This window comes from Salarchaeum sp. III (assembly GCF_036418315.1).
Lineage (GTDB): Archaea > Halobacteriota > Halobacteria > Halobacteriales > Halobacteriaceae > Salarchaeum.
In genome coordinates this window covers 15,382-36,874 of record NZ_JAZHPG010000013.1, presented here as the reverse complement: position 1 = coordinate 36,874, position 21,493 = coordinate 15,382, and the positions used below count along the sequence as shown (strand labels likewise).

Annotated in this window: 19 protein-coding genes, 1 tRNA gene and 1 pseudogene; 9 read left to right on the top strand and 12 right to left on the bottom strand. The window is 70.1% G+C overall.

Features of this window, described 5'->3' with window-relative positions; genetic code table 11:
* Nucleotides 1-551 (bottom strand): alcohol dehydrogenase catalytic domain-containing protein (locus U3A55_RS01800; protein WP_330989808.1); only part of this gene is annotated, 551 nt, incomplete at its 3' end.
* 84 nt (nt 552-635) lie between these two features.
* Here U3A55_RS01800 and U3A55_RS01795 point away from each other — a divergent pair.
* The gene (locus tag U3A55_RS01795; RefSeq protein ID WP_330989807.1) at nt 636-1,247 is read left to right on the top strand and encodes a cyclase family protein; all 612 of its coding nucleotides are present in this window, start codon (nt 636-638) and stop codon (nt 1,245-1,247) included.
* Here U3A55_RS01795 and U3A55_RS01790 read toward each other — a convergent pair.
* Nucleotides 1,244-2,545, bottom strand: a pseudogene (locus U3A55_RS01790) (MFS transporter). The gene U3A55_RS01795 and the pseudogene U3A55_RS01790 overlap by 4 nt on opposite strands.
* A gap of 57 nt (nt 2,546-2,602) precedes the next feature.
* Entirely contained in the window at nt 2,603-3,406 is an 804-nt protein-coding gene (locus tag U3A55_RS01785; RefSeq protein WP_330989806.1) for an HD domain-containing protein, read from the bottom strand.
* A gap of 99 nt (nt 3,407-3,505) precedes the next feature.
* Here U3A55_RS01785 and U3A55_RS01780 point away from each other — a divergent pair, with 99 nt between their 5' ends.
* The 3 genes from U3A55_RS01780 to U3A55_RS01770 all read left to right on the top strand — a co-directional run bounded on the left by U3A55_RS01780 (nt 3,506) and on the right by U3A55_RS01770 (nt 4,794).
* Complete coding sequence (locus U3A55_RS01780; RefSeq protein ID WP_330989805.1) at nt 3,506-3,769, top strand: twin-arginine translocase TatA/TatE family subunit; 264 nt, start codon at nt 3,506-3,508, stop codon at nt 3,767-3,769.
* Nucleotides 3,770-3,808: 39 nt separating this feature from the next.
* Nucleotides 3,809-3,881: transfer RNA gene (locus U3A55_RS01775), tRNA-Arg, on the top strand.
* 190 nt (nt 3,882-4,071) lie between these two features.
* The gene (locus U3A55_RS01770; RefSeq protein WP_330989804.1) at nt 4,072-4,794 is read left to right on the top strand and encodes an MBL fold metallo-hydrolase; all 723 of its coding nucleotides are present in this window, start codon (nt 4,072-4,074) and stop codon (nt 4,792-4,794) included.
* Between the two features lie 24 nt (nt 4,795-4,818).
* Here U3A55_RS01770 and U3A55_RS01765 read toward each other — a convergent pair whose 3' ends face one another.
* From U3A55_RS01765 to U3A55_RS01750, 4 genes are read right to left on the bottom strand one after another with little or no spacing between them, the layout of a single operon-like run.
* The gene (locus tag U3A55_RS01765) at nt 4,819-6,795 is read right to left on the bottom strand and encodes a hypothetical protein (protein WP_330989803.1); all 1,977 of its coding nucleotides are present in this window, start codon (nt 6,793-6,795) and stop codon (nt 4,819-4,821) included.
* A gap of 40 nt (nt 6,796-6,835) precedes the next feature.
* The gene (locus U3A55_RS01760; protein ID WP_330989802.1) at nt 6,836-8,869 is read right to left on the bottom strand and encodes a S9 family peptidase; all 2,034 of its coding nucleotides are present in this window, start codon (nt 8,867-8,869) and stop codon (nt 6,836-6,838) included.
* A gap of 56 nt (nt 8,870-8,925) precedes the next feature.
* Entirely contained in the window at nt 8,926-9,264 is a 339-nt protein-coding gene (locus U3A55_RS01755; protein WP_330989801.1) for a hypothetical protein, read from the bottom strand.
* A 25-nt stretch (nt 9,265-9,289) separates the two neighbouring features.
* Nucleotides 9,290-10,873 carry a hypothetical protein gene (locus tag U3A55_RS01750; protein WP_330989800.1) on the bottom strand — a complete coding sequence of 528 codons (1,584 nt, stop codon included), beginning with the start codon at nt 10,871-10,873 and terminating at the stop codon, nt 9,290-9,292.
* A 105-nt stretch (nt 10,874-10,978) separates the two neighbouring features.
* Between U3A55_RS01750 and U3A55_RS01745 the strand changes: the two genes are divergently transcribed.
* The 4 genes from U3A55_RS01745 to U3A55_RS01730 are packed head-to-tail and all read left to right on the top strand — an operon-like array spanning nt 10,979 to nt 17,325.
* The gene (locus tag U3A55_RS01745; RefSeq protein ID WP_330989799.1) at nt 10,979-13,759 is read left to right on the top strand and encodes a transglutaminase domain-containing protein; all 2,781 of its coding nucleotides are present in this window, start codon (nt 10,979-10,981) and stop codon (nt 13,757-13,759) included.
* On the top strand, nt 13,759-14,382 hold the full coding sequence (locus U3A55_RS01740; RefSeq protein WP_330989798.1) for a DUF7269 family protein: 624 nt from the start codon (nt 13,759-13,761) through the stop codon (nt 14,380-14,382). Before U3A55_RS01745 ends, U3A55_RS01740 begins: the two co-directional genes overlap by 1 nt.
* Nucleotides 14,375-15,721 (top strand): DUF58 domain-containing protein, encoded by a 1,347-nt coding sequence (locus tag U3A55_RS01735; RefSeq protein ID WP_330989797.1) that lies wholly within the window; start codon nt 14,375-14,377, stop codon nt 15,719-15,721. The genes U3A55_RS01740 and U3A55_RS01735 overlap by 8 nt, the downstream gene beginning before the upstream one ends.
* Nucleotides 15,718-17,325 carry a DUF7519 family protein gene (locus tag U3A55_RS01730; protein ID WP_330989796.1) on the top strand — a complete coding sequence of 536 codons (1,608 nt, stop codon included), beginning with the start codon at nt 15,718-15,720 and terminating at the stop codon, nt 17,323-17,325. The genes U3A55_RS01735 and U3A55_RS01730 overlap by 4 nt, the downstream gene beginning before the upstream one ends.
* Here U3A55_RS01730 and U3A55_RS01725 read toward each other — a convergent pair whose 3' ends face one another.
* The 3 genes from U3A55_RS01725 to U3A55_RS01715 all read right to left on the bottom strand — a co-directional run bounded on the left by U3A55_RS01725 (nt 17,326) and on the right by U3A55_RS01715 (nt 19,920).
* Nucleotides 17,326-18,279: an AAA family ATPase gene (locus U3A55_RS01725; protein ID WP_330989795.1), complete on the bottom strand. Its 954-nt coding sequence runs from the start codon at nt 18,277-18,279 to the stop codon at nt 17,326-17,328.
* A 39-nt stretch (nt 18,280-18,318) separates the two neighbouring features.
* A complete protein-coding gene (locus U3A55_RS01720; RefSeq protein ID WP_330989794.1) occupies nt 18,319-18,903 on the bottom strand; it encodes a flavin reductase family protein in 585 nt (194 codons plus the stop codon).
* A gap of 66 nt (nt 18,904-18,969) precedes the next feature.
* Nucleotides 18,970-19,920, bottom strand: a complete 951-nt coding sequence (locus tag U3A55_RS01715; protein ID WP_330989793.1) for an acetamidase/formamidase family protein — start codon at nt 19,918-19,920, stop codon at nt 18,970-18,972.
* 107 nt (nt 19,921-20,027) lie between these two features.
* Here U3A55_RS01715 and U3A55_RS01710 point away from each other — a divergent pair, with 107 nt between their 5' ends.
* On the top strand, nt 20,028-20,432 hold the full coding sequence (locus tag U3A55_RS01710; protein ID WP_330989792.1) for a glutaredoxin family protein: 405 nt from the start codon (nt 20,028-20,030) through the stop codon (nt 20,430-20,432).
* Between the two features lie 4 nt (nt 20,433-20,436).
* Here the strand turns inward: U3A55_RS01710 and U3A55_RS01705 are convergent, their stop codons facing one another.
* Both U3A55_RS01705 and U3A55_RS01700 read right to left on the bottom strand, forming a co-directional pair.
* Nucleotides 20,437-20,586, bottom strand: coding sequence for a hypothetical protein (locus U3A55_RS01705; protein ID WP_330989791.1), 150 nt, complete (start codon nt 20,584-20,586; stop codon nt 20,437-20,439).
* Between the two features lie 50 nt (nt 20,587-20,636).
* The gene (locus U3A55_RS01700; RefSeq protein ID WP_442978251.1) at nt 20,637-21,455 is read right to left on the bottom strand and encodes an aldo/keto reductase; all 819 of its coding nucleotides are present in this window, start codon (nt 21,453-21,455) and stop codon (nt 20,637-20,639) included.
* Nucleotides 21,456-21,493 lie beyond the last annotated feature (38 nt).

Here is a 21,493-nt window from a genome sequence, read left to right as displayed (position 1 = left end):
CCGAGGCCGCCGATACCGATGAGGACGCAGTAGTCACCGGGAACGAGTTCGCGCGCTGCCTTCTTCACGGCGTGGTAGGCGGTGATGCCGGCGTCGGCGTGCGGCGCGATGTCGACCGGGTCGGTGTCGTCGAGCGTGATTGTGGCGCGTTCGCTGGTGAGAAGGTACTCCGCGAACCCGCCGTCGTGCGTGAGTCCGGAGAACGCGGCGTCCTCGCAGTACATGTCGTTGCCGAGCCGGCACGCACGGCACGTCCCGCACGTCCGGAGCGGATGGCAGAGAACCGCGTCCCCCTCTTCGACGGTCGTCACCTCGTCACCGACTTCGACGACGGTTCCGGCGTTCTCGTGGCCGAGCGTCATCGGGAGGGACTGGTCGGCGTACGGCTCCCACATTCCCTCGATGATGTGGTTGTCCGTCTGGCACCAGCCCGCACCCTCGACTTCGACGACGACCTGGTTCGAGGTCTCCAGGGCCGGCCGCGGCACGTCCTCGATAGTGAGCGCGTTCTCCATGTCCTCCGTGTACTCGTGCAGTCTCGCGGCGCGCATACGAGACGGTTCGCCCGCATCCCACCTAAACGTACGTGGCGTACGCGACCGAGCGTATTTCCCGTCGCCAGCCGAACGGAAGTCGTGACCCTTCGAGACTGCTCGCACCCAATCGAGGACGGGATGCCCGTCTACCCGGGCGATCCCGCCGTGGAAGTCGAACCGGCGGCGACGATGACGGCCGACGGCTTCCGCGTCCACCGCCTCGCGCTCTCCACGCACGCGGGGACGCACTTGGACGCGCCGAGCCACCTCGAACCCGACGGCGCGACCCTCGGCGAGTACGGCGTCGAGGCGTTCCGCTGGGACGCGCGCGTCGTTCACTGCGACCCCGGACGGGAGGGCTGGATTCGCGAGGGTGACGTGCCCGAAGCGGGTGACGCGGACGCGGTCGTGTTCGCCACGGGGTGGAGCGACCACTGGGGAACCGAACGGTACCGCGAGCATCCCGCGCTCACGCCCGACGCAGCGGCGCAGTGTGCCGGTTTCGAGTATCACGTCGGCGTGGACTGTCCGAGCGTCGACCCGGCGGGGAGCGAGGCGTTTCCAGCGCACCACGAACTCCTCGGCGATGGCCGCCTGATTCTGGAGAACCTCACCAACCTCGCGGACCTGCCCGAGCGCGTGACGCTGCACGCGTACCCGATACCGGTGGACGCGGACGGCGCGCCTGCCCGCGTCGTCGCGGAGGACTAGTCGTCGGTGGCGAGCGCCTGCGCTCGCTCGCTCACCGTGCTCCGCCGGTACATGAAGACGAACGCGGCGGTCGCGACGAGGATGAAGCCCGCGGCGACGGCGAACGCGACCGGCATCGAGGAGAGGTCGGTGATGACGCCGACGGTGAGCGGGCCGACGACCTGCCCGACCTTCCACGAGAGCGAGCGCAGACTCATACTGGACGCGACGGAGTCGAAGCGCTCGCCCTCGGTGACGAACAGGCTCATGCTCGCGGGGAGGCGGACGCTGTCCGCGACGCCGAGCACCGCGTACGCGCTGAACATCACGGCGAGCGCGCCGGCGTTCGTGACGGTGCCGACGACCGGGAGGACCGCAGTGGTGAGGAGATCGTTTGCGGGGCCGGCGAGCGGGAGCATCGCCGTGCCGACCGCGTACAGGAGCGCGCCCGCGACGACGAAGCGGTGTTCGCCACCGAGGCGGTCGGTGAGGTCGCCCATGTACCCCTGGAGGACGGTTTTCGCGAGCTTCCCGCCGGCGAGGATGCCGCCGATGACGAGCGAACTCACGCCGAACACGGTGCGGGCGTAGATAGGGAGGAAGAGGATGACCGCCATCTTCCCGAAACTGAACGCGAGGCGGAACGTGACGAGCGAGCGCACCATCGGCCGACCGAGGAGGGCGACGAGGGTCTCCCGGCCCGTCGCGTTCTCGGGGTCCGTCATCCCGCCGGGGTTGTCCCGGAGGAAGAGGAGGACGAGCACGGTCGCGGCGAGCGTCACCGCCGAGAGCACGACGTACGTGAATGTGAAGCCGCGCGCGTAGAGGAGGTAGCCGCCGACGAGGTCGCCCGCCATGCTCGAGAAGGCCGCGACCTGATTGTACGTGCCGAGCCACCGCCCGCGCTCGCCAGTCGGGCTGATTTCGCCGACGACCGCCGACCCCGTTATCCAGAGGACGCTCGCGCCGACGCCCTGGAGGATGCGGACGAGGATGACGTGCACGGCGCTCTCCACGAAGATGAACCCGACGAACACGAGGACGTTCACCAGGAGACCGGCGACGAGGTAGCGCTTCGCGTTCCCCGTGTCGATTTTGCGGCCGAGCGGGAGGACGATGAGGAGTTGCGCGAGCGCGAACGTCGCGCCGAACAACCCCTCGACGAACCCCGTGGTGCCGAAGAGGTCGGCGTACAGCGCGAGCGCGAGCAGGAGCGTCGAGTACGCTTAACTGCGCGCGAACGCCGTGCCGGAGAGCGCGACGAACTCGGCGTTCTTGAAGAGCGAGAGCGGACTCCCACGGTCCTCGGAGGCGGCCACGATACGCCACGCTACCCGCGCGCACTCCTTAAAAAACGCGTCCGGCGAGGGGTTTGCCTAGAGTTCGATGCGCTCGACGAGGCGCTCGCCGTCCCCGCTCGTGTTGATGGCGACGATGCGGATGCTGTCTTCGAGCATCGACCGGTCGAGCTTCTCCTTCAGGAGGTTGTCCACCTGATAGACGCCCGCCGCGTTATGCATCTTGATTTCGACCAGCACGGGCGTGTCGTCTCCGGGTTCGAGCGCCACCTCCTGAATCGCCTGACTCGAAATCGTGTTGATGCCGCGCCCACCACGCTCGTAGGGAATCCGCGACCGGCCGCGCTCCATATCGAGACCGTCCGCGACCCGAATCACACCCGCCTCCGTCGTGAGCGGTTCTTCTTCCGTGTGGTGACAGAGAATGGCGTGCAGGACCTCGGCCTTCACGCGCACCGCGTCCGCCGTGCCGTAGAACTCGGGCAGGAGTCGGTCGAGCAAATCCGCGGCGAGCGGAATCGAGTAGTAGGAGTGGTCGTCGCGGTGGACGACGTGCCCGATGTCGTGCAGGGTCGCCGCGAGCGCGACGATGACCGCCTCGTCCGCCTCCTCCAGGCCCTGGTCGCTCGCGCCGTTGAACGCCACCCCACCCGCCTTCAGGAGATCATACAGTCGCAGCGCGCGGTCTCGCACGATTTCGATATGCTTCGCGCCGTGGTCGTTGTACCCCTTTCGCGCCACCGGGTTCACGTTCTGCGCTTCAAGATAGGCCTGAATCTCCTCGTCCGACTCGACGTACGCCAACACCTCGTTCACTTTCTCGTCCGGGAACGAGTGGGTCTCGTTCGGGTCGTACGCGTGCGTTCCACTCATCTCGCTCATACTCCAGCGTCCGACCGCCGCGCCGAAAAAGACCGCGGGTCACACCCACCCACACGAGCAAAAGGCCTATAATCAGGTACAGGCTACCAATAGGTAGAGATGCTCACTGCACCAGCGTTCATCGGGGGTCTCCCGGGCGGGATGGAGTTCGCGGTCATCCTCCTGCTCGCCGTCCTCCTATTCGGCGCCAACAAAATCCCGAAACTCGCCCGCTCCACCGGCCAAGCGATGGGTGAATTCCAGAAGGGCCGCGAAGAAGTCGAACAAGAACTCCAAGACATCCGTGACGGCGACGCACCCGCCGACACCGAGTCCGAAACCACCACGGACTCCGACAACACGGACAAGACGACCACCAACTAACCGACACGGCTTTTTCGCGCGCCCCACTCACCCCGATAGGGGCGCGTGGCCAAGCGGACAAGGCGAGAGGTTCCTAACTTCTAGATCGCGGGTTCAAATCCCGTCGCGCCCGTTTTCACGACTCGCTTTGCGAGTCGGAAAACGCGGGCGACTCCGCGAGACGCCGCTGGCGTCTCGCTGGCTCCCACTCGTTCGCTTCGCTCACTCGCGGGAGTCCCGTCGCGCCCGCTATTCTGTTCGAGCACACGGCCCAGTGGGGGTCTGGGTAAACACCATCACGGTGGGTTGTGTAGTGGTGTCGTATGTCTCTTAGTGCGCGGTTGGTTCGGAACGCGACGGTGCTCGTGGACGTAGGTGACGTGACGTTCCTCGTCGACCCGATGTTTTCGTCGCCGGGGGAGAATCCGCCGGTGCCGAACACGCCGAACGACCGCCGGAACCCGCTCGTGGCGATGCCGAAGGTCGATGTTTCGCACGATGCGGTGGTTGTCACGCACCGCCATCAGGACCACTGGGACGAGGCAGCGAGGGAGGCGGTCGACACCGATGTACCGCTGTTCTGTCAGCCCGCGGACGCCGACGCGTTCGTCGAGGAGGGATTCACGGACGTTCGACCAGTGGACGAGGTGGCGACGTTCGCGGGCGTGGAGATTCATCGGACGCCGGGGCGCCACGGGCACGAGCAGTTAGCCGAGGACATGGGGCCGGTGTCGGGGTTCGTGTTCGAGGGCGACGAGTCGGTGTACGTCGCGGGCGACACGGTCTGGTACGACGCGGTTGCAGAGACGCTCGACCGGTTCGACCTCGACCTGGTCGTCCTCAACGGCGGGGCAGCCCGGTTCGTGGAGGGCGACCCGATCACGATGGGCGTCGAGGACGTGGCTGCCGTTCGCGAGGCCACTACTGCCGAAGTCACCGTCGTCCACATGGAAGCAATCAACCACTGCTTGCTGTCGCGCGAGGAACTACGCTCGTCGACGGAGGACGTCCACGTTCCCGAAGACGGCGAGCGCGTCACGCTCTGAGGGAGGGGGGAGGGAAGTCACGCGTTATCGGTCGATAGGCCGGTCGTTTTCGGTGGAGTCGGCGAGCGCGCGGCGGGCGTTCTCGCGGACGGCGTCCTCGGTGAGCGGGTGGACGCCAGCGAGGGACGTGTCGTTGAGCCAGACGACGCCGTCGATGTCGCTGGCGAGTTCGACGAACTCCGCGGTGGTGAGGGCGGTGGGGAGACGGGCGGTGCGGCCGGAGAGCGCGTAGTCGTCGCGGAGGAGGCGGTGGTCGTGGTTGGAGACGCTGCCGAGGCCGAAGTGAGCGACGGGAAGTCGGACAGTCACCTCGTGGTCGTCGGGGCCGGTGGAGTGAGCGTCGAGGTGGAGGGGGTAGCCGCCGCCGGCGCGCCGGCAGAGCGAGCCGTACGGGAGGCCGGTGACGCGGACGCGGTCCCGGGCGACGCCGGCGGCGTCGAGCGCGTCGGTGACGGGGAACGTGACGGCGAGCGCGGCGAGCACGCGCGCGAGCGCGTCGACGCGGAGGTCGTCGTACGCGAGCGCGGTGACGAGACCGCGGTCGAACAGGGCGTCGACGGGCGCGCGGCCGGTGTCGCGAGCGAGGAGGACGCGCGGTGAGAGGGACGCGACCGCGTCGCGGTCGGGGACGGTATCGGTGTCGAGGACGAGCGCGTCGGCGCGCTCGCCGCCGTCGAGGCCGTCGGTGACGGTGAGGCGGTCGGCGGGGAGGGCGGGCCAGCCGTCGCTCTCGCGGACGGACGAGAGGGCGCGCCGGCGGTCGGCGTCGTCGCTGACGACGACGACGCGGGTATCCTCGACAACGGGCGGAGCGGGCGCGCGGGCGTTCGCGAACGCGGCCGCCGGGGTGCGGGCGACGCCCGGCAGGGGGCCGTCGGGACCGAGCGCGTGGCCGGCGGCGAGCAGGGAGTCCGCGCTCCGAACGCGAACCGGCGCGAGCATATCGAGAACCGGCGCGAGGATCCCCACACCGTCGATGCTGTCGGGGAGGACGGCGACGGTCGGCCAGCGCGGGAACACGTCCGCGATGTCGTCCAGGCTAACTTCGAGATACTCGACGAGCGCGTCCGGAATGGACGCGTCGTAGAGGTTCTCCGGGTAGAACGGGAGGTCGGCGGCGACAGCGTCGTACTCGGTGCGTGGGAGGGCGTTGTACCCGCCGATGCGGGCGAGCGTGTCGAAGAAGAACGCGCGTGCGAGCACGCTCTCGACGCCGTCAGCGAGCGGTTCGTCGCGGGAGAAGTGGTGCGTGTAGCCGTTGTCGAGATGGATGGCGGGGTCGCCGGGTTCGACCGTCGCACCGAGGTAGTACGCGAGCGGCGCGACCTCGTACACGTCGGCGTACGTCTCGGGGACGGTAATCGTGACACCGGTGTCCGGCTGGGAGACCGCGTCGGGAATCCGGAGTTCGTCGCCGGGCTCGAACGCGGGCGGATGGCCGCGGAGCGTCGGCCACGAGCGCTCTGGCGAGAACTCCTTCAGGCTGCTGCCGGTGTACGAGACGGCGGTCATGAGCGCCCGCGGGTCGTCCGGGACGGTGATGGTGTGGTTCGGTTCGTTGTGCCGGGAGCGCGCGCCGACCGTGACCGTGGTCTCGCCGTCGAACGTGAGCGTGAGCGGCGCGTCGTTCTCCTCCCGGGACTCGTAGACCCCGGTGAGCGGGCCGTCGACGCGCAGCAACACCTTCATTCCACACTCGATATCGAGGACGTACGTCCCGGGGCCGAGCGAGCGCTCGGCGGCGTTGAACTCGCCGAGGTGCGTGCCGTCCTCGTCGCGCAGGAGAACACCCGTGTGGGTGCCGACGACGAGGCCAGACGTCTCAAACGCCACCGCGTCGTCCACGGGCACGGGGAAGAGAGCCGGGACCGCGGACCGAAGGCTGACGGGGCCGGATGCGTAGAGGGAGAGCGCGGCCTCCGTCACGTCGTCAGTGACAGTGACGGTGCCGTCGCCGGCCGCACGGAACGACACGAGGTCGGGACGGCGGCGGGGATTCATGCGTTCTGTCAAGCGCCCAGCCGAATTTATGGATGCCGGTCTAGTGGGAGGCGAACCAGTCCGCGAGCGTCTCTAGACGGTGGATAGCGCGGTTCGGGTCGCCGATGTTGTGGTGTTCGTTCTGGTAGACGACGAGCTTCGAATCGACGCCCTGTTTCTTCACGCTGACGTAGAGCTGTTCGGCCTGCGTCGGCGGACACCGCCAGTCCTCCTCGCCCGCGGTGACGAGGAGCGGCGTCTCGACGTTCCCCACGTCGTCGATGGTGGAGATTTCTCTGTACGTGTCCTCGTTCTCCCAGGGGAGGCCGAACTCGTCCTCGTGCCAGAGGTGGTTGTCGTCGGTGCCGAACGTGGAGCGGAAGTCGTAGATGCCGTGTTCGGCGGCCGCGGCGGCGAACGCGTGGGACTTCGTGACGGTCGCGGCGGTGGTGATGCCGCCGTAGGAGAAGCCCGTGAGGTAGCGTTCGTCCTCGTCCACCCAGCCGCGCTCGGTGAGGTACTCGACGCCGGTGACCACGTCGTCGACTTCGAGGTCACCGCGGGTGCCGCGGAGGCGTTCGGCGAACTCGCGGCCGTACGAGGTGGAGCCGCGGTAGTTGGTGCGCAGGACGACGTAGCCCTTGTTCGTCCAGAAGAGGTTGTCGAACCGGAACGCGGGGTCGTCGTATGCCATCGGGCCGCCGTGGACGGCGGAGACGACGGGATGCGGGTCGGGGTCGTCGGTGTCGAAGTCGGGCGGGAGGTAGACGAGGCCCTCGATGGTGACGCCGTCCGAGTTCTCCCACTCGACCCGCACGCACTCGGGCGTGTGCGCGTCGTCCACGATGTCGGCGTTCACGCGGCTGATTCGGGTGAGCGCGTCGTCGGTGTCGTCGTCGAGTACGTCCGCGGGGAGCGTGTGCACGTCCGCGCCGGTCGCGGGGTCGTCGAGGCGGAACGCGAGCACGCCCCCGGAGACGTCGAGGAAGGAGAGCGAGCGGCCGGTTCCCTGCGCGTCGAACACGCGTTCGGGGCTGTCGCGGTCCGCCGCAAGCCGGACGAGCCGGGTGTTCCCCTCGTCGCCGACGAGGCTGACGAGCGTGTCGTCGTCCAGCCAGCGCGGCGCGCCGTCCATGCCGAGCGTACGGTCAAGCGACCCCGAGACGGACGACAGTTCCCCGTCACCGGGCTGGAGCACGTACGCCTCGGTGGGCTTGTACCAGTTGTAGGGGTCGCCGCCCGCGACCGCGAGCCGAGTGCCGTCGGGCGACCACTCCGGCGCGTTCAGACGGAGGTGGGCGTCCGTCTCCCGGCGGAGGCCGGTGCCGTCGGGCCGGATGGTGTAGAGGTGGGTGACGTGAGTGTCGTCGGGGTCGTCCTCCTGGTTCGCGAGGAACGCGATGCGGTCGCCGTCGGGACTCCACGCGGGCTGGATCGCCCACCGCGACCCCTTCTCGGCGTCGAACGCGTCGTCCAGTCGGACGGTCGTCCGGTCGGCCACGTCCACGACGAAGAGATAGGTCGCGACCTCGTCCAGCCAGCCCGTCCCGTTCGTCTTGTGCTGGAGGCGCTCGATTTCGACGGGGCCATCGTCGTCGCGCTGTTCGAGGTACTCCTCGTCCTCGTCGGTCGGGTCGCGGCCGGACACGACGAGGCGTTCGCCCTCCGGCCCCCAGTCGAAGTCACTGACGCCGTAATCGCGGTCGGTGACCTGACGGGCGTCACCGCCGCGCGCGAGGTCGAACACCCACACTTGCGCTCGAGGCCCATCGCCGCCGACCGGTCCCGTGTCGTCCTCGTCGGCATCGTCCTCGCGCTCGACCGCGAGTTCGGCGTCCTCGTCGCGCGCACCGACGAACGCGAGCTTCTTGCCCTCCGGCCCCCACTGGGGGTTCGACGCGTCGGACGCTCGCGTCAGCCGGTAGGGGTCGCGAGATCCGTCTGTCGGCGCGACGAACAGCGAGGTCCGCGAGTCGTCCTCCGATCCGTCGAACTCGGTCGCGAGGAACGCCACCCGGTCGCCGTCCGGGGACACCGCGGGTGAACTCGCGATGCTGTAGTCGTAGTACCGCTCCGCCGAGAAGTCGTCAGCCATACGCGTTCCTCGGACACGCCCACAAAGAGCCTAGGGACTCCGGAAATCCGCTCGCGTCACTCCACCCGGGTTTCGTCGTCGCCGTGAGAGACGGTGACTTCGTGGCCGGTGTGGCGCGCGTGCGTCCGCGCCCATCGCGTCGCCGGGCGCTCCGCGAGGAAGGAGTCCCCGCTCGGACACTGCCGGCACTCGACCCGGAAGGGCGTCACGCCGTCCGGGAAGTGGCCGGTGTGGCGGTGGTGGTCGAGCGCGAACTGCTCGACCGCCTGATTCCCCGCCTTCAGTTCGTCGAGTTCGTACGCGAGGTCCCACTCGTCGCCGCAGCGCGAACAGGACACCGTCGGCGTGTCGTCCACCTCGTCGGCGTCCATGTTGTCCACGTCGGGGAGGTCCATACCGAGTGAAATTGGGGCACGCACTTCAGCGTCCGGGAAACGCGTCGTCGTCCTCGATGACGCCGGGGTCGGCGCTCCCGACGGGTTCGGGGTCGTACTCGGGGCCGACGCCCGCGGTTCCACGCGTCCCGCGGTCGACGGGCGCGCTCTCGTCGCTCTCGGCGTCGCGTTCCGTGCGGTCGAGTTTCCGGTCGACGCGCGCGACGGACCGCCCGAGGTCGGCGCGCTCGTAGTGCTCGCGCGCGGCTTCGAGGTGGACGCGGCGCACGCCCAGGTCGTCGCCCTCCAGAGAGGCTTCCGCCTCGCGCTTCTGCCCACGGAGGTGCGCGAGCGCCTCCCTCCGTCGCCCCTCGGGGATGTCGTGCTCGGCGAGTTCGCCGATGGCGTCCTCGACGACGGCGACGGCGCGCGCGTCCCGGCCCGACGAGGCGTACTGGTTCGCGCGGACGACGCTTCGACTGTAGAGCGGCTCCCACGCGTCGAGGAAGTCGTGTTCGGCGGCGACCGCGCGCGCTCGGTCGAACGCGTCGACGGCGCGGTCGTGGTTGCGCGCGCTCCGGTGGCGGTGGCCGACCGCGAGCAATCGGGCGTACTCCGCGCGGCCCGCGACGCCGTCGAGGTCGATGCGGTCAGCGGCATTCACGGCGGCCGCGTGCAGGAGTTCGGGGAATCGGGCGTCGGTTCGCGCGACCGCGCCGGTCCAGTGGAGGGCGTTCGCGAGTGCAAACGCGAAGTCGTCGTCCGACTCGGTGGCCGCGGCGGCGAGCGCGTCCCGCCACGCCCGGCCGCGGTCCCAGTAGTCGGCGTCGAGCGCGCGGGACTTCGCGCGGTCGTAGTCGCCTGTCGTGGCGAAGTGTTGGTGGACGTACGCGCGGGCGCTTCCGGTGTCGTCGCGAACGACCCGCGCGAGCGCGACGGCGTGGAACCACCCGTCGTCGCGCTCGGCGAGGTCGTCGGGAGTGTAACCGAGGCGGCGGAGGCGGTCGCGGGCGGTCGGCCAGTCGGGAGAGACGGACACGAGGTCGCACAGCGCGTCCGCGGCGTTCACGTCACCGATGTCGTCGAGGTCGTCGAGCTGCGCGGCGAACGATTCGAACGCGCGCCGCGTGCCGGTGGCGAGGCCGACACGCGCGACGGCGGCGTGCCGGACGAGCGGATAGCGGACGGCGTGCACGGCGTCGGCGGCGCGCCGGCTCGCGGCCGTGGTGGCAGCGAGAAGGCGCGCGACGCCGGGCGGGTCGAGGAAGAACCCCGCGAGGAACGGAAGCGCCTCAGGGTTCGGAACGGCGTTCAGCACGGTCTTGGCGGCTTTCCGGTCGCCGTCGGCCGCGTCCGCGAGCGCGTCGCCGAGCACGGGACCAGGCAGGCGGAGGGCGAGGCGGCCGTCCGGGAAGTCGAGGCGGACGCGCGCGAGCCGCGTCGATTCCGGGACGACGACGGTCCGGTCATCGACGGTCGCGTCGGTCACGGTGTCGATCGTCGGCGCGTCGGCGGGGAAGTCGAGCCGGTAGCGGCGCTCGCGGTCGTCGCGGCGTTCGTGGTCGCCGAGCACGCGCGTGACGCGCGCGACGGCGTCCCCGGTACCGACGGTCCAGCGGGAACGCTCCATCGACCGATGGGAGGGCGGCCGGGCGTAATAGCCCACCGTCTCGACCGAAGAATTATGCCGGCCCGCGGTCGTGTGACGTGTACGTGAAACGAGACGGGGTAGTCGATGGCTGATGGAACGTCGCTCAGCGCGGACGGTGGCGGTCGGAGCGCCGGGCGCGCGCTGCTCGCGGCCGCAGTGGTCGTCGGTGTCGTGCTCGCGACTGGTGTCGCGCCGGCGTTCGGCTCCGTCGCGGGCGGCGCGCCGCTCGCCAGCCTCCTCCCCGTACTGAACCCCTCCGCGGAAGCCGGGTCGTCCGGGTCCGCGGGGAGCGGGTTGTCCGGCGGCGGGCTGGGCGCGCTGAACGCCGGGTCCGAAACTGGGGTCGGCGGCGACCTCGCGTCGAACGACTCGGCGTTCCGGTCGCTGAACGACGAGGTGCACTTCGTCGTCGAGAGCCAGCAGCCCGCCTATTGGCGGACGAACGCCTACACGACGTACACGGGCACGGGCTGGTCGACCGAGGGAGAGCAGCGCGCGTACGACCCGCCGGTCGCGTCCCGTGACGGGAACGCGGTCTCGTATCGGGTGACGCTCCGGCAGGCCGCGACCTCGCTCCCGACCGTCTGGGCGACCCGGACCGTGAACGCGAACACCGACCTCTCGGTGACGCCGACGAACGGCGTCGTCGCGGACTCGCGTCTCCCCGCGGGCACGACGTACTCGGGGACGAGCGTCCGGCCGCCGGACGACCCCGACGTGCTGCGGTCGCTCAGCACCGATTACCCGAGCGGCGTCGAGTCGACGTACACCCGGCTCCCCGAGGAGTCCCGGGACGCGCTGACACCGATTACCGACGACATCACTGCGGGCGCGGAGACGCCGTACGACGCCGCGACGCGCGTGGAGAACTGGCTCGAATCGAACAAGGAGTACTCGCTGAACGTCAGCCAGCCGCCGGGCGAACACATCGCGACCGAGTTCGCCGTCGAGATGGAGAAAGGGTACTGCGAGTACTTCGCGACGACGATGGCCGCGATGCTGCGCACGCAGGGCATCCCGGCGCGCTACGTCGTCGGGTACTCGACCGGCCAGCAGACCGGCGAGGACGAGTACACGGTTCGCGCGATGAACGCCCACGCGTGGGTCGAGGTCTACTTCCCGGACGCGGGCTGGGTGCGCTTCGACCCGACGCCGGCGAGCGAGCGCCTTAGCCAGGAGAACCAGGCGCTCCAGAACCAGACCGGCTCCGGCTACCAGACCACCACGCCGCCGACGACGACGCAGGAACCGAGCAGCGGCGACGAGAGCACGACCACGCCGACCGGAACGACCGACAGTACGACCACGACGGACGGGACGACTGGTGGAACGACGACGGACGGGACGACGGACGACGGCTCAAGCACGGACGGCGACACTCCGGCTGACGACGGAAACGGGTCGAACACGGGCGACGACTCGCAGTCCGGAACAGACGATTCGCAGTCGGATAGCGGGCTGTCGACGGCGCTGAACCGAACGCCGGTTCCGGGCGCGTCCGTCGAAGTGACGGTGTCGAACGCGAACGGCCCGGTCGCGGGCGTTGGCGTGTTCTTCAACGGCGAGCGGGTCGGCGTGACGGACGAGAACGGGACGGTCGTCGCGACGGTTCCGTACGCGCGAGAGCTGGCGGTGCGCACGGAGACGGAGACGGTGGTTGCGGAGACCGAGGACCGGTCGGACGGGTTCGCGTTCACGTCGGGGACCGCGTCTATCCCGACCGAAGCGGCGAACAACTCCTCGACGTACGCGGTGAACACGAACGCGTCCGTCTCGCTGCTCGGCCGGACGGTGACGGGGAACGAGGTGACCGTCGTGGCGGCGGTCGACGGCGTGCCGGTCCGGGATGCCGCGGTCCTCCTGAACGACGAGCAGGTGGCGACGACGAACCGCTCCGGGCGGGCGCGCGTGACCCTCCCGGCGGAACCCGGGAACGCGACAGTCCGAGTCGAACGCGACCCCGTGAACGGCTCCACGACGGTGCGCCTTGAGCGGTTGACGCTGTCGGGCGAGCCGTCGCTCCCGCTGGCGCTCCCGGGGGCGGCCGCGACGGTGACGGCGACGCTGAACGGAACACCGGTCGGCGACGTGCCCGTGTTCCTCGACGGCGAACAGGTCGGCGTCACGGGCGCCGACGGGACGGTCCGGGTGTCGCTGCCGGTCGCGTCGTCCGCCGCCGTGACCGCCACTGCGTACGGCCAGGAGCGCACGCTGACGTTCGACGGGCTCTTCCTGCACGCGGGCGGCGCCGCGCTCGGTCTGCTCGGAGTGCTCGCTGGCGGAGTCTACGGACTCAGGCGGTACGGAACGTCGCCGCGCGGCCTTCTCGCGTGGCTGGCGCACGCTGCAGTCGCGGTCGCACGCGGCGCCGCGAACCTCGTCGTGGCGCTCGCGGGACGCGCGGTCGCGGCGGTGCAGCGCGCGCTCGATGCGGTCGCGAACACCCTACGCGGCCGGCGGTCACCCCGCGAGCTCGCGGCGGCGTTCGCGGCTTGGCTCGCCGCGCTCCGCGTCGACGCCGTGGAGCAAACCCGGTCGGTGCGCGAACGGTTCGGGTCGGGCGCGGAGTCCGGCGAGTCGGACGAGGTCGCGGCGGCGCGGCGGACGCTGCGGGACGCGTGGAACGACTTCCTCGCGGCAACCTCGGTGCGGCGGCCGTCCCGGCACACGCCGGGCGAGCTCGCGGCGCACGCGGTGGAGCGCGACGACCTGCCGGCGGACGCGGTGCGGGAGGTGCGGGACGCGTTCCGCTCGGTCGAGTACGGCCAGCGCGACCCCGACGACCGCCTGCCCGCCGTCGAGGAAGCGATGCGTGAGATAGAGGCCGCGCAGCGACCCGAAGACGCCGAGGGAGGTGCGGACTAATGGGGCTCCGAACGTGGGTCGGCGGGACGGTCGGGCTGGCGTCGCTCGCGGCGGCGTACGCCTACACGTACCGACCGAGCCTGGTCGAATCGGTCGCGCCGCTCGCGGCGGTGCAGGACGCGCTCGGCGCCGTGGAGCCGACGCCCGTGCTCGCGGGCCTGGGCGCGCTGCTCACGCTGTACGCGGCGCTACGGGCGTGGCAGCCGTTCGGACGGGCGGGAACGCGCGCCGAGGGGTCGCCGGCGGCGCGGTTCGCCGCGTACCGCGAGCGCCCGCCCGAGTTCGTGTACGGCGACGACCGCACGCGAACCGCAGCCGCGATGGACGCGACGGTGGCGAGCGCTGTCGACGGCTCGCGGGACGCTCTGACGACGACGCGATCGGCGCTCCGCAGCACGACGGTCGCGGTTCTGGAGCACGCGAACGACGTCGAGGACCCGGATACGGCGGTCGCCGAGGGGTCGTGGACGGACGACCGGGTCGCCGCGGCGTTCCTCGCTGACGACCGCTCGTATCCGCTGTGGAGTCGGCTGCGCGCGTGGGTGGACGCGTCCGCCGCGCGGGAGCGCCGCATCGAGCGCACGCTCGCCGCCATCGAGGAACGGAGGGCGAACGATGAGTGACGGCGTGCGCGAGCGCTCCGGCCGGTGGAGCGTCGCGGGCGTCGGCGCGCTCACGCTCGCGGGCGTCGGCTTCCTCTACACCGCGCCGCTCGTCATCGCCGCCGCGGCGATTCCGGCCGCGTTCGCCGCGTACGACGCCCTCACCACTGTCCCATCGCAGGGCCGGGTGCGGGTGACGCGGGAGTTCGGCGCGACCGCGCCCCGGCCGGGCGAGCGCGTCACGGTCACGCTCACCGTCGAGAACACCGGTGAGTCCGCGATTCCCGACCTCCGCGTCGTGGACGGCGTGCCGGACGAACTCGCCGTGGCGTCGGGCGCGCCCCGGGTGTCGACCGCGCTCAGTTCGGGCGCGGACGCGGCGGTTGAGTACGAGGTCGTGGCGAAGCGCGGAACGTACGAGTTCGGCGCGCCGGTCGCGCGGGCGCGGTCGTTCTCCGCGTCCACGACGGTGACCGTCGACGTGGCGCCCGAGGGCGACGCGGAACTCGCCGGGCAGCGCGCGGTGGACGCGCCGCCGATAACGGACTCCACGACGCTGCGCGCGGGCACGCAGACGACCGACCGCGGCGGGAGCGGCCTGGAGTTCCACGCGACCCGCGAGTACCAGCACGGCGACCCCGTGAATCGCCTGAACTGGCGGCAGTACGCGAAGACGGGCGAACTCTCCACGGTCGAGTTCCGGGAGGAACACGCGGTGCGCGCCGCGCTCGTCGTGGACGCCCGACAGCCGACCCGGGTCGTCCCGGGGCCGGGCGAACCCACGGGCACCGAACTCGCGGGGTACGTCGGCCGCCGGTTGCACGGCGCGCTGACCGCGGCGAGCATCGACACCGACGTGACCGCGGTCGGCCTCGCCGCCGACCACGGCGCGCCGCTCGGCCCGGACAGACTTCCCTGGGTGGACGCCGCCGACGGCCGAGAGACCGCGGACCTCGTGTTCTCCGCCGTCGAGGCCGCGGCGGACGACACCCCCGACCCGGACGCCGCCTGGCAGTCGACGCCGCCGAACACGGAGTCCTGGGACGCCGCGACGACCGACTGGGTGCCGGAACTCGGCGAGCGCCTCCCCGCCCGCGCCGAGGTCGTCCTCGTCTCACCGCTGCTCGACAACTGGCCCGTCCGGACCGCGAGCGCGCTCACCACGCGCGGCTACGGCGTCACCGTCGTCAGCCCCGACGTGGTGCCCGAGTCGGCCGTCGGCGGGCGTCTCGCGCGCGTCCACCGCGACCTCCGCACGCGAACCCTCCGCGAGCGCGACGTGCGGGTCGTCGACTGGAACCTCGACGACCCGCTCGACACCGTACTCGACGCCTCGCTCTCTCACCTCCTCAGCCAATGACCCGAACACTCACCGACACGACCTGGCGACCGACCCGTCTCGGGACCGCAGTCGTCCTCCTCGGCACGCTCGCGGTCAGCATCGCGCTCGCCCGCCCGCTCGGCCTCGAACCCTCGATAGCGCTCGCGTGGACGGCCGCCGTGCCGTTCGCGCTCGGCCTCTGGCTCGTCGACCGGGAGCGCTGGCGGCCCGCCGCGCGCTTCCTCGCAGGCGTCGCCGTGCTCCCGCTCGGCGTCGGCGTCGCCGTCGGCGCGGTGTACGCGGCCGTCACGCTGTTCGGCTCGCTGTTCCCCCAGCCGACCGCGGCGCAGGTCGCGGAGGCGACGCTCGTCGTGCTCGGCCGGCTCGCCGTCGTCGTCGGTCTCACCGCGGCGGCGCTCGGCGCGACCGTGAGCGTCGGCGACCTCGCGGACCGCGACAGCCTCCGGCGGTTCTCGAAGGTCGCGGCCCGCGCGGCGTTCGTCGGCATGGTCGCCGCCGGCGTCCTCGGCGCGCTCGCCGTCGTCGGCCGCACCGAACTCGGCGGCCGCCAGGGCTCGGTCGGCAACGCCGTCGGAAACGCCATGGACACGCTCACGGGCGCGCTTCTCACGCCGGGAACGGGGACACCACACCTGTTCTCGTTCGCGGCGCTGCTCGTGCTCGCGTCACTCGCGGTCGCGGGCGCGCTCCGGTCGCTCCCTATCGCGGAACTGCTCGACGCGCCCGACGCCGTGACCGCCGCACGGCGCGCGCTCTACCAACTCGCCCTCTTCGGCCTCGTGCTGCTCGCCGCCGGCACGCTCACCCGGTTCGCGATGTCGCCGATGCGGCTCCGTCGCGTCCTCCCGATCGCCGCGTACGACAGTCTCCGCACGGTCACGACGCTCGGCGCTCTCCGAACGCTACTGGTCGCGGCGGCGGTTGTCGGGTTGGCGGGCGCGCTACTGGGGTGGCTGTTCCGGCGGCTCGCGCGAGCGTCCGCGGGATCGGCGGCCGTTCGGAACGCACCAACCGCCGCCGCCGGCGCGCTCGTCGCGGGCGCGTTCGCCGTGCACGGCCCGCTCGTGGACGAACTCCGCGCGTTCGTGCTCGCGAACGTCCCGTACACGGTCGCCGGCACGGTCCGCGAGCAGTCGGGCGCGGTGCTCGACTACTACGGGACGTTCACCGTCGCCGTCGTCCTGCTCGCGGTCGTGCTCGTCGCCGCGACGATGACGCTCGTCGCCGCGCGAATCGGCGTCGGCCTGCGCGTCCTTCCCGTCGACACGTTCGGTCCCGCGCTCGCCGCCGCCGGCCTGTTCGTCGCAGCCGCGTTCGCCGGCACCACGGACGCCGTCACACCCGTTCGGTTCCTCGCGTGCGTCGTCGCCGCGCTCGTCGTCTGGGATGCCGGCGAGTACGCTACCCAGCTCGGGGACGAAATCGGCCGGCACGTCTCCACCGCCGGTGTCGAGGGCGTTCACCTCGTCGGCACGCTTCTCGTTGGCGTCGCTGCCGCGGCGCTCGCCGTCGGCGTCGCGAACTACGGGACCGCGATGTCCTTCGCGAACCCGAACGCGCTCCCCGTCGCCGTCGTCGGGAGCGGGGTCGCGCTCCTCGCGCTCGTGTTCGCACTCAAGTGATCAGTCCGCGACCGCCGGGACTTCGAGGCTGTCGAGCACGTCCGCGATGACGGCTTCGCGGTCGACGCCGCGGACGTTCGCCTCCGCGGTGAGGACGAGTCGGTGCTGGAGCGCGGGTCCGGCGACGCGTTTCACGTCGTCCGGCACCACGTAGTCGCGGCCCTGCACGACCGCCGCGCCCCGCGAGGCCTCGAACAGTTTCTGGATGCCGCGCGGGCTGACGCCCACGTCCACGCGGTCGTCCTCGCGCGTGCGCCGCCCGAGTTCCACCACGTAGTCCCGGAGGCGTTCCTCCATGTCCACCGTCTCGACGGTCGCCTGAATCTCCCGAACCGTCTCGGGGTCGAGGACGCGCCCGACGGTCGGAATCTGGGTGTCGCGCTCGGCGCGCCGGTCGATGAGTTCGCGTTCGCCCGCGAAGTCCGGGTAGCCCATGTCGGTCTTCACCATGAATCGGTCGCGCTGGGCTTCGGGGAGGCCGAACGTTCCCTCCTGCTCGACGGGGTTCTGCGTCGCGATGACGAAGAAGGGTTCCGGGAGGTCGTGGGTCGTGCCGTCCACGGACACCTGGCCCTCGCCCATCGCTTCGAGGAGCGCCGCCTGCGTCTTCGGCGGCGCGCGGTTGATTTCGTCCGCCAAGACGACGTTCGCGAACAGCGGCCCGGGGCTGAACGAGAACTCGCCCGTGGACTCGTTGTAGATGTTCGACCCCGTGATGTCCGCGGGGAGAAGGTCGGGCGTAAACTGGATTCGGGAGAACTCGAGACCGAGCGCGGTGGCGAAACTCCGCGCGGTGAGCGTCTTTCCGGTTCCGGGGACGTCTTCGAGGAGGACGTGGCCGTCGGCGACGAGACTGGTGATGACGAGTTCGAGGAACTCCTCGCGGGTGATGACTGCGCCGCTCACCTCGTCCAGGACGTCGCGCAGGCGAGAGGCCGCCTCTGCGTGTTGCATACAGGAAGGCGCGACCCCGGGAGTAAATACGTGTCGCCGCTACGGGGGGCGTTCGAGCGAGAACCGGTCCCGGGTGTAGGAGTAGAAACTTCCCGCGAGCCGGCCGACCGCGTCGAGTTCCCGCACGTCGAGTTCGCCCTCGGGCGCGAGCGCGTCGTCGACGTGCACGTACTCCACCTCGCCGACGACGAGCACGGAATCGCCGACGCGGAGCGTGTCGTACAGCGAGCACTCGAAGTTCACTGGGGACTCCGCCACCCGCGGCGGCTCCACGCGCTCGGACTCCGCGCGCGTCACGCCCGCGTGCTCGAACTCGGACTCCTCTGCGAGAAGGGTCGCGCTCGTCTCGTTCATCGCCTCCACGGTCTCCCCGGTGACGACGTTCACCACGAACTCCTCCGTCTCCCGGACGTTCCGCGTCGTGTCCTTCGAGCGCTCGTCCGTGTCTATCGGCGAGAACATCACCGTCGGCGGCTCCACCGACACGACGTTGAAGAAGCTGTACGGCGCGAGGTTGTCCACGCCCTCCTCGCTCGTCGAGGACACCCACGCGATGGGACGCGGCACCACCGCGCCCGAGAGCGTGCGGTACATCGACGCCACATCGTCCGGCGCGTACTCCATACCCCGGCCACTCCCCGCGGCACGGAGTGACTTTCGACTCGCCTGCGGAAACGGCTGCCGGGGCTGCTACGGGAAGATGGACTCCGGTAGGTAGGCCGTGACCGTCCAGTTGGGGGCGTCGACGACCTCGCTGATTTTGAGGTCGACGATGGCGGAGCAGAGGATGTAGGCCTCGCCGCGGGTGAGGCCGCGTTCGGCTTCGAGGTGGTCGATCATGTGCCGAATCGCTTTCTTCGTGGCGACCATGAGGTCGTCGGCGATGCCGGTGGTGGCGTACATCGGTTCGTCCGCGCCGGTCGGCGTGTACGGGTGGTCGCTCTCGAACTGGGGCTGGGAGATGTCCATGTCCGTCCGGACGTCGAAGCGCGCGGTGACGAACATCGGGGCTTCGATGCCGGTGACACAGACCTCGCCGTCGCCCTGGGCGGCGTGACAGTCGCCGGTGGAGAACAGCGCGCCCGCGACCTCGACGGGGAGGTAGACGGTGGACCCGGCGGTCATGTGCTTCACGTCCATGTTCCCGCCCACGTCGCGCGGCGGGAGAGTGTCGTGTTCGCCGTCCGCGGCGGGCGCGTTCCCGATGGTTCCGGGGAACGGGTGGAGCGGGACCTCGATGTCGTTCACGAAGTGGCCGGTGTCGCCGTCGAGTTCCCAGGCGTGATAGCCGGACTCCTCGAAGTCCTCGGGGAGCAGGCCGAGGCCCATGTCGCCCGGCATGAAGCCCGTGTACCCCCAGCCCTTGTGTTCGAGGTCGAGGAGTTCTACTTCCAGCACGTCACCGGGTTCCGCGCCCTCGACGTAGACCGGACCGGTGAGGGGATGGACGGGGTCGAAACTCACCTCGCCGAACTCCTCGGCAGTCGTCTCCATGTCGACCTGACCGTCGACGGCGTCCCGGCACTCGAAGCGAACGACCTCGCCCGGTTCGACCGTGAGGAGTGGGTCGAGGGAGTTGTCCCACGCGTTGTGGATGTTCTCGTCGTCGTCGCTCAGCTCGTAATCCACACTGTATGCCATACAGTTACAAACGCCACGGGTCGGCTTAAGGCTAGGTGGCGCTCGCGACGGCGGCGGCGGTGTGGGGTGACGCAACGCCTTTCCCCCTCGACACCCACCACTCGTGTATGACATTCGACCCCGCGGACGAGGGCCTCGACGCCGACGAAGTCCAGGAACTCGTGAACGACACCATCGAGAACAACGAAATCGTGCTGTTCATGAAGGGCACGCCGATGATGCCCCAGTGCGGGTTCTCGAAACGTGCGATCGGCCTCATCACCAAGTACCGGGAGGACGTGGAGACCGTGGACGTACTCCAGAACCTCGACGCGTTCCGCGCCGCGCTCGAAGACCACTCCGGCTGGGAGACCATCCCCCAGACGTACGTCGAGGGCGAGTTCGTCGGCGGGAGCGACATCCTCTCCGAACTCGAGGAACGCGGCGACCTCGCGGAAACGCTGAACGCGGAAGACGTCGAGGTCGACGCGAGCGACGACGGCGACGACCAGACCGTCGAATCCCCGTTCTGACGAACTACCGGTCTTCCGCCGACTCGGGCACTGCGCGCTTTCCGTCCCGATAGCGTTCACGCGCGACTCCGCGAATCGAGTACACTACGTAGAGAACGACGCCGACGGCGGCGAGAGCGAGTGCCGTGACCGTCAGCGTTTCGACAACTGTCACACGGACGGGTAGGCGCTCGAAAAGCAAAAAGGCGGAGACGCAGACAGCCGTCAGTTCCAGGGCGCGAAGTCGGGGTCGACCTCGCGTTCGCGGCGGTCGATGCCGTCTATCTTCTCGATGTCTTCGGGGTCGAGGTCGACGCCGAGGCTTCCCCAGTTGTCCCGGATATGTGCTTCGCTCGTGGCTTTCGGGATGGCGGTGACGCCCTTCTCGCGCGCCCACGCCAGCGCGACCTGCGCGGCGCTCGCGTCGTGCTTCTCCGCGACCTCCGTGATGGTGTCGTCGTCGAACACTTCACCGCGGGCGAGCGGGCTGTACCCGACGAGTTCGATGTCGTGCGCTTCCGTGTACTCGCGGAGTTCCGCCTGGGGGAGGAAGGGGTGGAGTTCGACCTGGTTCGCGAACAGCGGCGCGTCGAGGGCTTCCCGGGCTTCGTCGAGGTGGCGGGGTTCGAAGTTCGAGACGCCGATGTGCTCGATTTTGCCGTCGTCGTAGAGTTCGTCGAACGCGGAGAGCGTGTCTTCGGCGTCGTACTCGTTCGCCGGCCAGTGGACGTAGAGCAGGTCGACGTAGTCCGTCCCGAGCTTATCGAGGCTCTCCTCGAAGCTCTCCAGTACGTCGTCGTGGGAGAGTTCGCTCGTCCAGATTTTCGTCGCGAGGAACACGTCGTCGCGGTCAACGTCGGCCTGTTCGATACCGTCGCCGACGGCGTCCTCGTTCCCGTAAATCTGGGCGGTGTCCACGTGACGATAACCCACGTCGAGCGCGGTTCGCACGGACTCCGCGCACTGCTCGGGGTCCTCGTTCTGCCAGGTGCCGATGCCGAGCGCGGGCATACCGCTGTGTCGGGGGTAGTCGAACTGAGACATATCTGTGTGATGGTGCGTGCCGGGAAAAGACGTTTTGG